Origin of the sequence: Actinomadura sp. 3N508, assembly GCF_044326375.1 — a bacterium.
Lineage (GTDB): Bacteria > Actinomycetota > Actinomycetes > Streptosporangiales > Streptosporangiaceae > Spirillospora.
Genome location: NZ_JBIRAX010000007.1, coordinates 22,029 through 34,218 on the forward strand (window position 1 = coordinate 22,029; position 12,190 = coordinate 34,218).

The window sequence follows — 12,190 nt, forward strand, 5'->3', positions numbered from 1 at the left end:
CGGCCCTGCTGTTCCACTGCGTCAGGCGGAATCCCGTCTCAACCTCGCTGGCACGGGACACGGGGACATGGACGGCCATTCTCAGCATCGTCCACGTGGCCATCGGGCTCAAGGTCCACGGAAACGCGAGCGAGCTCTTCAACTACTACGGCACCTACTTCTTCTACGCCTATGGCACGCCCAAGGGCAGTAGTTTCGGCCTGGGAAACTGGGTCGGCCTCACCGCGCTGGTGATCGTGACGGGCTTGCTCGCCATTTCCAGCGACAGCGCCTTGCAGGAGCTCAAAGCCAAACCATGGAAGAGGCTCCAGCGCGTGATCACCCTCTTCGGCGGACGGGCCTTCCTCATGCCCATCGTGATCAGAGTCGTCGGCCTGACCATGTCCGGCCTCATGGCCTGCGTGGCCGTCTCCGTGGTGCATCTCGTCGGGCCCGTCGCCGTGGTCGTACTCGGACAGAGCCGCATGGTGGTGCTCATGGCTAGACATGTGATCGTCGTGCTCACCCATCCCACCGGACTCATCAGCGGGCGACCACGGTCCGCGATCTTTGCGGGCGACGGCGTCCGCCCATTGCGCGGGGACATCAGCCAGCTCCTGGGTCGCGCGGTCGAGCTCCGCCGGGACCTCCTCGGCCGACGCCGACTCGTCCAGCCGGACGAGCGAACGCGGCCCCGGCACGTCCTCCCAGACCGCGTCCACCGCCGCCGTCAGATCCGCGCCGGGACGCCCGCACACCACGAGCATCGACGCCGCCGCGGGCGACGGGACCGGACACCCACCGCGCCGCCGCAGCTCGACCTCGACGAACAGCCTGGTCCGCGTCGCACCGGGGGCCGTGACCACGAAGGCGCGGGGATGCGCGTGAGCGAAGCGGAAGAGGCGGGCCCATCGGAAGGCCCCCTCACGCCATGCGTAGACGACCCCGACGACGAGCAGCGCGAGGAACGCGAACATCTCGACGACGGCCTTCGTCCCGACCGAGGCAACCACCACCGCCCACGGATACCTGAAGACCATCTCCATGTCGAAGGCCAGGAAGACCGTCGTCACGACGTACCAGCGCACGTGAAAGCACGACACCGCGTGCTCCTGCGGACGTGCTCCCGACAAGAACGGCCCGGTACCCGGGGCGCCCGGCGGTGCGTAGACAAACGACAGCGCGTCCACGTGACGACGACGGCCGAATACTCTGCCGCTGTTTGGGGGCGTGTCAGGCAGGTGGTGGGTCGCGGCGCTGCTGGAGTTGGGCGTTGATGCGTTGCGCCTCGGCGAGTTGGTCTTCCAGGATGAGGATGCGGCAGGCGGCGTCCAGGGCGGTGCCCTGGTTGACCAGGTCGCGGGCGCGTTGGGCCAGGCGCAGCTGGTAGCGGGAGTAGCGGCGGTGGCCGCCGGACGAGCGTTGCGGGACGAACAGTCTGGCGGTGTCCAGGCTGCGCAGGAACGCGGGGGTGACGCCGAGGATGTCGGCGGCGCGGCCCATGCTGTAGGCGGGGTAGTCCTCGTCGTCCAGCTTGTCTTCCAGATCGTGGTCAAACTCGTCGTCCGGGGCGGCGCCGCGGGCGTTGTCGGGCGTGGCCCCGGCACCGCTGGTGGTGCTTGGCACTGCGCCGGTTGGCGTGGGCTGCGGGTCCTGGTTTTCGGTGTGGCTGTCGGTCTGGGCCGGCCGGGTTGGGTTCACAGCACCTTCCGTACTGCGCTATGCCCGTTTCCGGGCCTGGTGTTCGGGGCCTGACGTTCGAGGTGGGAACGTGACGGGGCCCCGGCGCCAAACCGCGGGCGCCGGGGCCGTGAGGTACAACACCATCTGTCCGGCACGAAGGCCGGTTGCCGTGCGCGCCGACCGCCCGGGGCGGGGCGCGGGGATCGCGGATGCGTGACCGCGGGCCACGGTCGAATCTGTGGCTGCGGTACCCGCGCGGCGTGACTGGAGCCCGCTGCGGGCGATCCCGATGGCGCCGAAACCCTCCTTCCGTGTTCTCCTACCTGCGTGCTTTCCTTCACTTGCCTTCGTGCTACCGGCGGCCCGTTGACCGCCGGGCGCGCGACCGGCTGCCGGAGTCCCTTGCGCTGCGTTGACCCCGGCACGCCCTGCCTGCGCCATCCACTTCACCGGGCAGTTCGTCATCTGCCACGTCTCATGGACTTGTTCCTCGTCGATGACAGGAACACTACCTCCCATCGCCGCAAATATCTACCGCGATCACTACAGGTTTTCGAGGGCCGAGTGAGGCGGTTTCTAGTGCCGAGCGTCGACATGCACGGCGCCGCGTCGTTGCTCGCGTGGTGGGTTTGTTCAGGGGGTGAGGTGGGTGATGGCGCAGTCGACCGTGGCGGTGGTGTGGATGTGCTGGTCCAGGCCGGTGCACTGCAGAACCCGGCGGCACATTGCCGATGGCCGGGCGATGGCCAGGTCGCCGTGGCGGGCGCGGACCGCGTTCCGGATCGCCACCAGGGCGCCCAGCCCGGAGGCGTCGCAGAAGGTCACCCCGTCCAAGTCCAGCACCAGCCGGGGCGGGCTGGCCTGCCCCGCCGCCGAGATCACCCGCTCGCGCAGCAGACCGCCGGTCGCGTAGTCGATCTCGCCGCCGACGCGCACCATGAGCACGCGCCCGTCCGGATGGGGCTCGGTATGCACCCTCGGCGGCTCGACGGGGGCGGTCGGCGGTCGCCTTCCGGCGTCATCGGTCACTCCGGTCACCTCCGTCCGGACACCCGGCCGCTCACCGGCCGGATGAACTGGAAACGCGCTGGCCAGCGAGGATAGTCCGATCCCGGCTCCAGACCAGGCCGGTAGACGCCTGATGCGGCAACGGCAGCCAGCGTCCGGAGCGGCGGCAAGATCACCACGCATTGTTACAGCGACGTGCGAAGGTCACACGTCACGGCCTGCGGGCAAGGCAGCTAACACCAGAGGTCATCCGGAACGTTCACGCGGGTAGACAAGCCAATATTGAGAAGCCCGCCCTCTGGGGCCTATCCCTTGGTTGGAGCAGGTTCCCGAACCTCGACCGTGGCGAGCGCCATGCGGGACGTCGAGTGATCGGGGCGGTCAGGCGTGGCGGAGGGCGCCTTCCAGGGTGGGATGGATGGTGATGTGACGGTCTAGTCCGGTGCGTTCCAGGATGCGGCGGCAGACGCCTGGTGGGCGGGCCACGACCAGGTCGCCGTGGTGTGCTCGGACCGCTTTCCAGATCGCGATAAGAGCGCCCAGGCCGGAGGAATCACAGAAGGTGACTTGATCGAAATCCAGCACCACATGGGGTGGACTGATCGCCAAGGCGGCGGTGATGACGTGCTCGCGGAGCAGGTCGGCGGTGGCGTGGTCGATCTCGCCGTCGACTTCTATGATCATCGTGGGGCCGTGCCGACGGGTGCAGGCTCGAAGTCGTAGTTGAGGATCAGGGTGTGATTGCCCGGATTCCGCCATGGTGCTACTCCCCCGCCGCCGGTTTCCTTCCGGTGGCTTGAGTCGCCGATGGGGCGTGGGTTACCCGACAGCACGTTGGTCATTCCGCGGGGTTCGCCGATTGGGGTTACTGACCGGGGTGCGGACGATCGGATGGGGATCGGCGCAGGATGTGCGGGGTACGCACCAGCCAAACCCTGGTCGCGCACGCCACCACCGTCGCCCAGGACGGCCACCCGAACCTGGTCCTCGACCTGACTCAGGTGCCGTTCAGCGACGTCACCAGGGACCGAGGTCGTCGGCTTCGGCGGCGCTGGGAGAGGGTTGGCGGTCGGGCGGCTTGGAGTGGGGCGGGTTCGAGCGATCCGGTCGTCATCTGGCCGCTGGTGTAGAAGGTGGTGGTGCGGTCGGCGGCGCCCCTGGCGGCTGTTGGGTCCGTCCCGAGCCGCGACGGTTGCCGCCCGCCAGGCGTCGCTGCTCAGCGCAATGAACTGTTTGCCCTCGTCGGAGGCGGGCCATGTGGCTTCCTGGGCGGGGTCCAGCAAGGTGCCGGTGGCCAAGTAGCGGGCCAGGCCGTGCAGGGCCAGGTCCCAGCCGACACCGCCCGCGCCGGACCTCGCGGTGACCGAAGGAGGTGCGGCATGACCGCCCCCGCCGCCGGGGAAGTGCCGCACGAACCCGCCCCGGACATCCCGCACCCGGATGGCCGAGTACCTGCGGTGGCCTGGCGAGCTGGTTTCGCCGACCCGGAAGGTTTATCGGGCGGTGAGCGCGAGGTAGGCGTCCTCGAGGCGCCGCCATCCGCCGTCTTGGCGTCGCGCCCACCCCGGCCGGATCGTAGATGCCGGCCAGCCCAGACTGGCGCCAGCGCCATCCACGGCACCCCGAGCCGCCGCCCCGTCCGGACCGCCGCCTCCAGCAGCTCGCGCAGCGGCGGCACCAAGATGAACCGGGGTGTCACGAGGGGGCTGACCTGGGCGCTTGAACGGTTGAGGAGATCGTTTCCAGGAACGGGATAGATCGCTTCCCGGTGCTGTCATGGTCTGGCCTGGGGCCTGACTGGGTCGTTATGGGTTGTCGAGCACGTGCCTTGAGGTATGCCAGTTGCCGCAGTAATCCCCCTTTCATTGGGGCGTGCTGGTATGCCTAGAGCCGTGACCGACACCGCTGAACGCCAGGGACCCGCGAATGAGCAACCCTCTTCTGAGCCCGGATCAGAGCGAACCCTTTCGCGGATGGTCTGGGATCTCACGAATCACCAGGTGGTCGGTGCTTTGGTGGTGACGTGTGTTCTTGCGGCAGCTAGCGGACTGCTTGGTTGGGTTTTCACGGGCGGCAATGAAGAGGATAGCAATAAGAATGGCGGTAAGACGCTTACGGGCAGCTTCCGCCTCTCTTATAATGGAGAGTTAGTCTTCGGTGAGACCCCCAAGGACTTGGATTCCGGCGTCCCCACTGACAGCCAGCCTGGTGGTGATGTCTACTTCAATTATCTTCAGTCGCCGCCGACGCTGGATGGTGTGGGAGGCGCGCGGATCGCCTTGTATTCGGAGTCCGGGACACCAACGGCGGCGCGTTGTGATCAGGTCGCGCAAGCCAATGGGACACCGAGGCTGACGGTCTACGGAGGGCGGGGACAGAGGGTGTGTATCCGATCGGCGCGCGGCTCCGTCGCCGTTGTCACTGTGATCCAGGTCAGATACGGCTACAACGACGTTCGCGGCACCGGCACCGTCTGGCGCAATTCGCAAGCGCAGGTTGGCGCGCTGGGAAAGCTCGATTTGATGCGGCTTCGCGCTCAAGCCGGCCTGGTTAGCACTGCGGTCAGTGCGGAAGCGTCGAGGTTGAGACCCTTGCCGCAGCGGTCTGATAGTTCGCTACGCGAGACTGGGGACCGGGCGCTCGGCCGACATTGACTCCGCGCACGGCACTGACGAAGTTGCCGCGCTCAAGGGCTTTCTTGACGCTGGCCTTGTCCGGTCGGCATCCGGCGCTGAGAACATCATTGGGCCCAAGGCGTCCTGGCTATCGGGGGAGTTTCGCGGTTCGTTCTGGGGGCGCGGCGGTGACGTAGCGCATCGCGGTCAGGCGGGTGATGCCGAACAGGCACATCAGGTGCAGCGGGTCTGCGGTCTCGGCGGCCTCGTTGAGGATGCGGTCCTGGCGCAGCTCGCTCAGAGTGAGGCCCATGGGGAGGGCTTGGCCTAGGAGACCGTTGCTGACGAGTGGGTGATCGGGATCGTGCGCGGGCTTCGGGCTGATCAGCCGTTGGGGGTTGGTGGAGGTGGGCCATTGGTGGGTGGCGGTAGGTCATCCAGTCAGCGACGAGTTCGTGGGTGAGGTTCTCCAGGTAGAGGTGTGGCGACGTGTGCCGCGGCGCATTTCGAGGACGCGGCGGGACAGGTCGAGGTGCGCGGGACGACGATATCGTGCCCGGGGAGCGCGTGGAGGGCGGTCAGCGCGATCACCAGGCGCCGTGCCGCCGTTGGTGCTGGTGACCTGCCCATCTTGGCATGCCGGGACAGGTCCATCACATCAGTTCTATCGGGTGTACGTCTTCGATTCCCGATGGCACTCCGCGGCACCTGGCCGCCAGAGCCACTCAAAGACGAGGTCGTCGCGCCAGACGCGCATCTGCACGTCATTGCCCACTGCGCCACAAACCCTCAAGGAGGCGTTCAAAAGGCTCCCCGGGCTCGGGCGCCGCGCCGCAGAAACGGGTACTAGGTCGTGGCCGGTGGAGCCTTGGTGAGGTCGCGGAGCCAGCTCTTGAGGGAGGCGACGTCCCGGGGGCCTTCGTAGACGAAGGCTCTCTTGTCATGGCGGGTGGCGACCGCTCAAAACTGCTTGAGTTTGCTGATGCGGCGCTCGACCACGTTGCGGTCCTTGTAACCGCGTGAATCGAAGGTGCTGGGCCGCCCACCGGCCAAGCCAGGTCACTTGCGCCCTTGACACGAGCCTCGCCCACGCGCGGTGGCGGGAGGGCGTTAGCCGTCGAGGCCGCCGGTGATCATGAGGCGGGGGGCCGCCGAACGGTTGGCGGCCGGGGCGTGGAACAGGTGCGGGTGCAAGAAGACCACGTCGCCGGGCCGCCCGGTCAGCTCCACTACGCGGACCGGGACACCGGCGATCGTCGTCCCCCGCGTCAACCGCTCGACGCGCCCGCCGGACCCTCCTGGGCGCAGGAGGTCCCGCAGCCAGGGATCGGATCCGAAGACCGCGTCACGTACCGCGGGCGAGCGGCCTGGATCAGCCGGGTCGGCATCGTCCAGGAACCGCTCGACCAGCCAGTGCGAGCCGGCCAGCACGACCGTGCCGCCGCCGCGCTCGCCCACCGGCGCGAGGTAGCCCAGCCACTTCAGCGTCAGGGCTGACCGCGCCGGGTAATCGAGGTGCCAGCCGCTGGACGGCACGTCCCAGGACCCCGGTGTCGGGAAGGTCACCAGCGGCACGCCCCAGGCGCCCGGCCGGGGCCACGAGGGATATCCCAGCAACTGCCCGATCGCGGCCGTCACCTCGGCAGTGGCCATGGCGTCGAAGACGCCCCGCTTGCGCAACGCGCCCAGGCCGCGGGGATCGGCCACGGTCCACGTGGACCGCCGCTCCCGCTCGATGCCGTGCCGGCGCTCCAACTCGGCCCAGACCGCGCCGGCCATCGACTCCGCCGTCCCGGCCGGAAAGCCGCCCGCGAGCCGTACGAACCCGTCCTGGGCGAAGCGCTCCCGCAGATCCGTGCCATCCATGTCCGCCTCCCGGGTCAAACCAGCGGCATCAGCCGAGCCCGCAGCATTATGGACACATGACCGCCCCACACGGCGATCGGATTTTCCGCGTCGTCGGCTCGGTCATCGACACACCAGCGCTCAGGACTCCTTGAAGGCCCGCAGAGCGGCGTCGCGAGCATCCCTCCCGGTTGCGCCCTTCTAATCCGGAGAGCCCGTGCGGATGCTCTTCGACGGGCTGCAGGCGCATCAGGTCGACGACGTTCACCACCCGGACCCGCAGATCTGGGAAGAACCGGCGTAGGAGGTCGGCGGCGGCGAAGCATCCGTGTTAGCAACCCGAGAGCGCAGGAGACCGCACGAGCACCTTCCGCTCGTGCCCATTCTCGTGGATGCCGTCCTCGCAGCCGCGAACCTGAAGCCAGAGCACAGCGGGTCAAGGGCCGGCCGCTGATTGCATTAGCGCCGTAATGCCCGAACGTGCTCGTGGAAGCCAGGCACCGGCCATTAAGAGCAAGATGTCCGCCCCAAAGCGGCCACTTCCCCCTGAAGTAGATCAAGTGACGGGCTCTCAGCTGATGAGGGCAAGCGGGGACCTCCTCACCAGCCAAGCCGCTTAGAAGATCCCGCAGCTCCAGTCAGTCTGACCGAATTTGGAACCAGAGTTAGAGTTTGTCAGATTATCATCCGTAGTGCGCAATTTGCAGGCATCGACGGTCCCGTGGGAAGCTGATTGCGTGGCTACAGCCTCGTTTGGCCGTTCGCGCACTGCTGCAGCGCTTGCTCACCATGGGAGCACAGGTCGCCGGCGCGCTGGCTGGCGAGGTACGTCGTGAATCTGTTGAGGTTTGGCAGCGAAACCTTGCAGCCCACGATGCCGCCACATATCTCGCGACTACGCGCCGCCAGCTGCATCCTGCTGGCCATCGCGTCTGCATCGCGCGCGCTCGCCCGGGCTCTGCGCGCGACGTGCTTCCATCTCGCGCGTCAAGGTTCAAGGTATTCGACTCGGAAGAGATACGAAGACCTGTCCCAATTTCACCAGGAGGAGCCGACCCGTGAAATCTACTGCTTCTGAGGTAGCTATGAAGCGGTAATCGAGCAGGTCCGCTCGCTGCGGGCGGCTTCTCCGCTACCGGGAAGTCGTCCTCATGAGTAATGAGGCAATTCACAAACTCCTGATCATTCTGTTCGCGTGCATGGCGGCGATCGTCATCGGCCTTATTGGTGGAGTCCTGGCCGCCCTCGACGGAAATTCTTTGCCAGCGGCATTCCTTTATGGCGCGGGAGCGTTCGGCGCGGCCATCACCATAGAGATACTGGTGGCGGGCTTCTGGTTCGGAGTGGGCGAGCGATCGTCCGGGTGCACAAAACACTGCTCTAAGTGCAAGGAGGTAGAGGAGAAGGAGGTAGAGGAGTAATAGGTGGCGGAGGCTCCCGATCCGAATCAGCGGGAGTCTCCGCTCTCATCGGCCAGTCGCGCGCTGTCAGAATGGGAATTAACCTGATCTCGCTGTCCAACGTCTCTGACCTGGTGTTGCAGGTGCCGCGAGTGACCGTGAAACGTGGCTGATCCCAGGTCACTACTGCGCTGACCTTGCTGTTCAGCCCTCGTAGCCCAATCAGCCCGGGTGCCTGACGCCCGCTCTCCCGCGCCGCCTTCCTCGTAGCCGAAAACACCAGGTCGAAGCGGAGCGGGGCCAGGGTCGGCGCAGCCGATCACGCAGCGACGCCATGGGCCCTTGACGCACTCCGTGAAGGCCGGACACACTGACCGCTCGGAGGGGAGACGGCGCCTCGCGTGACACTTCGCTCAAAATGCGGCTAAGCAGATCGCATCGGCAGCAGCGTTCTCGAAGGCGACATATCGGTACGTTACCTAATTCCGACGGCACTTTTGTCGGTTCATTGGATAGAGTCTAGCAACATGACCGGACACTCAAGTGATCGAGAATCGGCGGAAACAGTGGCGCGCTCCAAAGGAGCAGATATCGTGAGAGGCATTGGCGAAACCTTAAGGCCGCCGGGTCCGATCCGTGACTGAAATGATGCCCAGTCTTGGCTCTGAAGTCGGTGAGGCGAGGAAGACTGGTGGATGAGGCACAGCAGGTTCGGGAGCGGAGGAAACCGGCTGGGTGAGGAATTGATGGCTCACGCGTTTGAATTCGATGAGAGCATCCTAGATGCGGCAGAGAAGCTCTTCTCCGAAATCGGTTACGACTCGACGACACTAAGAATGGTCAGCGAGGTCGCGGGGGAAGGGGTTGACCTCCGCACACACGAAGGACGCGTCAAGCAGCAACTGTATCGGCAGGTGTTCGCGAGGCTCTACAACATCGAGATGGAGCAGATACAGACCGCCATCAGGACGAACCCGAAGACTATCGCGGGAATTCATGCTGCCGTGGACGCGTTCGTGGATTTCATTGTCGACCATCCTGAATATCCTGCTCTGTGGCGTCATCGAGGACTTGGCGATGCCGCCGACATCCAACTTTCGCCGCAAGACTACCTTTCGCCGTTGATAGTGCTCTTGACATCTACTCGCTGGGAGGGCGTCTCCGCCGACCTGGATCTCCGGCTCCTGTCCTGGTTCGTCATCTGGAGCAGCGGCGCGTTTGCCCACGACGGCTTCGTTGACGAGGCCGGACGTCGAGTCTTTCCCAACAACCCCCAGGCTCTCCACCGATTCCGAAACCAACTGCATGAAGTGCTGGAAGCGCTCAATAGAACGGGCGAATCCCGATAGTGCCTCGACTGAGCGGCTCAACGGCGAGCATTCAGCGATACCAGCCACGCGCGGACCTTGACCAACGGGCCGAGCGCCGCGTCCATTCGCGCTGCGACTTCGCGGCCGAGGCCTGCGCGGCCGCACCGGTGGCGAACCTGCGCGTCGCCCACGCCCGCGCCAGGGCATGCTCGTCCAGCGGGGTCGGGGTGAGGCCGTTCTGGGCGCGGATGAAGGGCGGCCCTCCGTACGCCCTTTCGATCCGACCGAGTTGGGCGCTGAGGGTTGGCTGGGAAACCCCAGGCGCGCGGGTGATGCTGCCCGTGCGCGACGCAGGGTGCCCCATTCCGCCACGGGCGGCGATAGTTGCGCCTTGTGGCCGCCCTGTCCCCGCCACAGGGCGGCTTCCGCGCGGCGATGAGGCATGCACCAGGGAGACGTAACCATGCCTCGGCCGCGAGCCTCTCCGGACCCGTCGGGCTGGCAGCGCACCGACGTCGGTGCGGGTCGGAGGGCCCGTCCTCCTGAAACAGACTGCGCACATCCCTGGCCAGGGTGCAGAGGACCGCGAGTCTCATTCCCGCTCTCCCCAGGCGTTCGATCCGAACGCGGTACACCAACCGGTACAAAATGATGCCGTTCCGTGGCCCGCCAGCTCTCTCGGCACGTCACCGCGGTCGCCGGAACCGAGATGCACCTGTCCGACGCCGGCCGGGGCCTCGACGCGGGTCTCGATGGCCTTCTCGACGGCCTTCTCGAACGCGCTCTCCGGCTGCGCACCGAAGAACGGCTCCCCCTGACATGCTCCCGGACTGATGCACCGCTACGTGATTCGACGAACGAGAACGGGCCCCTGATTCGAAGCTGGGTTGGCCCCAGTGGGGGATCTTTCTGTGCAGAGCCAGGGCCGAGCCAACGGGTTCTGTCCGCTGATCTTGTGATGGCTGCTTGGGCGTGGCTAGTGGGATGACAGCGTCATATTCGGAGGATTCTCGGGTGGTCGATCTCGGTGTTGTCGATGATGACCTCGGCCAGTCGGGTTGGCTCGACTTCGGCTATGTAGAGGCGCTCGGCGGGTAGGTAGCGGTCGCGGTGCAGAGTTTCGGCTTCGGTTCCCTCCATGGCGTGGTCTCGGGTGATGCCCCGCTGAATCGACACCTCGGGGTCCACTTCGAGCCAGATCCGTAGGTCCCAGTGCTGGTTGATCTGCGGGCGGAAGGCGAAGACCCCGTCGACGATGAGCACGGCGTCGGGTGCTGCCTGCACAACGCTCGATGAGTGGTCCCGCTGGGTGAGCGGGTCGATGCAGCACAGGGCGCACTGTCCCGAACCGTGCGGTCCGCAGGGGTCCAGCAGCAGCGTCGTGATGGCTGTGTAGTCGAAGGCATTGCGGTAGTAGCCCTCGCCGGAGGTGCGGTCGTAAAGGTGGGCCTCTCGCCATGGCCGTTTGAAGTCGTCCAGGCTCGCCCTGAGCACCGGGCGCCCAGCGGCGCTGATCTGCTCTGCGAGTTCGTGGCCCAGGCTGGTCTTGCCGGCGGCGGTCAATCCATCGATCGCCACCCTCAGTCGGCCCGCACCGAGGCGGAGGATGCGTTCGTTGATTCGCTCGACCACCGTGTTGCGCTGGGGCGTGCCCCGAGGCGGCGTAGGCTGCTGCCAGGTCGAGACCGAACGATGGACCGGCGCCCGTTCAACTCCCATGACGCGAAGCTAACTTGATCGACGGGAAGTCGCGCTTGGGCGGCTCCATTGGACGTCCTTGCTGGTTTGTCTCTATCAAGCGGGCTCGGGTCTGGGCCATGCGGTAGGAGTCGCTGCCGGTCTCGATTGTGGTGGCGTTGAAGGTGAGCCGGTCGACGATGGTGCCGCAGAGGCGGGGTCGGTGAAGGTCTTGGCCCGGCCATCCTCCCGTTCGCGGGGGTAAGGCGGCCGAGGGGGTCGTTGCGTCGCGTGATCAGCTGGCCAACCACCTCCGGCTCGATGACGCAGCCCCCGGCGGCGACCCGTTCGACTCCCTCCACGAAGTCGCCGACGTCGAGCACGCGGTCCTTGAGCAGGTAGCCGACGCCGAGGGCGTCGGCCGCCCACCCCCACCTGAACCCAAGATGTCACCATTCAGTTACCTACAGTGACAGCCTCTAGGTCGGGCGCGCTGAACAGTGTGCAGGAGGGGCTGGGTGGTGACCGGGAGGCTTCGGGCATCTCTGTCACCACCCGGGGCCCACCGCCACCCTGCCCGGGGTGCCGATCACATGCACGCTGTCACCTAACAGCATCGTGGAGCGGTTGGCGCGGTTCTGCCCCTGTTCGCTGATCGGGCTGGAGCAGGAAC

At 66.4% G+C, this 12,190-nt stretch carries 10 protein-coding genes and 2 pseudogenes; 3 read left to right on the forward strand and 9 right to left on the reverse strand.

The window, feature by feature from the left end; translation table 11 throughout:
• Nucleotides 1-38 precede the first annotated feature (38 nt).
• The 4 genes from ACH34S_RS24470 to ACH34S_RS24485 form a co-directional block, all read right to left on the reverse strand.
• Nucleotides 39-1,169, reverse strand: coding sequence for an NADH-quinone oxidoreductase subunit A (locus ACH34S_RS24470; RefSeq protein ID WP_395955116.1), 1,131 nt, complete (start codon nucleotides 1,167-1,169; stop codon nucleotides 39-41).
• 43 nt (nucleotides 1,170-1,212) lie between these two features.
• On the reverse strand, nucleotides 1,213-1,482 hold the full coding sequence (locus ACH34S_RS24475) for a MerR family transcriptional regulator (RefSeq protein WP_395955493.1): 270 nt from the start codon (nucleotides 1,480-1,482) through the stop codon (nucleotides 1,213-1,215).
• Nucleotides 1,483-2,295: 813 nt separating this feature from the next.
• Nucleotides 2,296-2,691 carry an STAS domain-containing protein gene (locus ACH34S_RS24480; RefSeq protein ID WP_395955117.1) on the reverse strand — a complete coding sequence of 132 codons (396 nt, stop codon included), beginning with the start codon at nucleotides 2,689-2,691 and terminating at the stop codon, nucleotides 2,296-2,298.
• A 360-nt stretch (nucleotides 2,692-3,051) separates the two neighbouring features.
• On the reverse strand, nucleotides 3,052-3,429 hold the full coding sequence (locus tag ACH34S_RS24485) for an STAS domain-containing protein (protein WP_395955118.1): 378 nt from the start codon (nucleotides 3,427-3,429) through the stop codon (nucleotides 3,052-3,054).
• Between the two features lie 1,133 nt (nucleotides 3,430-4,562).
• Here ACH34S_RS24485 and ACH34S_RS24490 point away from each other — a divergent pair.
• Complete coding sequence (locus ACH34S_RS24490) at nucleotides 4,563-5,324, forward strand: hypothetical protein (RefSeq protein WP_395955119.1); 762 nt, start codon at nucleotides 4,563-4,565, stop codon at nucleotides 5,322-5,324.
• A gap of 109 nt (nucleotides 5,325-5,433) precedes the next feature.
• On the opposite strand, the gene ACH34S_RS24495 is transcribed toward ACH34S_RS24490, so the two are convergent.
• The 3 genes and pseudogenes from ACH34S_RS24495 to ACH34S_RS24505 all read right to left on the reverse strand — a co-directional run.
• The gene (locus ACH34S_RS24495) at nucleotides 5,434-5,598 is read right to left on the reverse strand and encodes a hypothetical protein (RefSeq protein WP_395955120.1); all 165 of its coding nucleotides are present in this window, start codon (nucleotides 5,596-5,598) and stop codon (nucleotides 5,434-5,436) included.
• 797 nt (nucleotides 5,599-6,395) lie between these two features.
• Nucleotides 6,396-7,151 (reverse strand): phytanoyl-CoA dioxygenase family protein, encoded by a 756-nt coding sequence (locus ACH34S_RS24500; RefSeq protein WP_395955121.1) that lies wholly within the window; start codon nucleotides 7,149-7,151, stop codon nucleotides 6,396-6,398.
• A gap of 178 nt (nucleotides 7,152-7,329) precedes the next feature.
• Nucleotides 7,330-7,449, reverse strand: a pseudogene (locus ACH34S_RS24505) (hypothetical protein); the annotation flags it as partial.
• Nucleotides 7,450-8,281: 832 nt separating this feature from the next.
• On the opposite strand from ACH34S_RS24505, the gene ACH34S_RS24510 reads away from it, so the two are divergent.
• Nucleotides 8,282-8,551 (forward strand): hypothetical protein, encoded by a 270-nt coding sequence (locus tag ACH34S_RS24510; RefSeq protein ID WP_395955122.1) that lies wholly within the window; start codon nucleotides 8,282-8,284, stop codon nucleotides 8,549-8,551.
• 674 nt (nucleotides 8,552-9,225) lie between these two features.
• Nucleotides 9,226-9,879: a TetR/AcrR family transcriptional regulator gene (locus ACH34S_RS24515; protein ID WP_395955123.1), complete on the forward strand. Its 654-nt coding sequence runs from the start codon at nucleotides 9,226-9,228 to the stop codon at nucleotides 9,877-9,879.
• Nucleotides 9,880-10,833: 954 nt separating this feature from the next.
• On the opposite strand, the gene ACH34S_RS24520 is transcribed toward ACH34S_RS24515, so the two are convergent.
• Together ACH34S_RS24520 and ACH34S_RS24525 are read right to left on the reverse strand one after the other, a co-directional pair.
• Nucleotides 10,834-11,559, reverse strand: a complete 726-nt coding sequence (locus tag ACH34S_RS24520) for a uridine kinase (protein WP_395955124.1) — start codon at nucleotides 11,557-11,559, stop codon at nucleotides 10,834-10,836.
• A 215-nt stretch (nucleotides 11,560-11,774) separates the two neighbouring features.
• Nucleotides 11,775-11,927 (reverse strand): annotated as a pseudogene (locus ACH34S_RS24525) (DNA-binding response regulator); the annotation flags it as partial.
• Nucleotides 11,928-12,190: the final 263 nt, after the last annotated feature.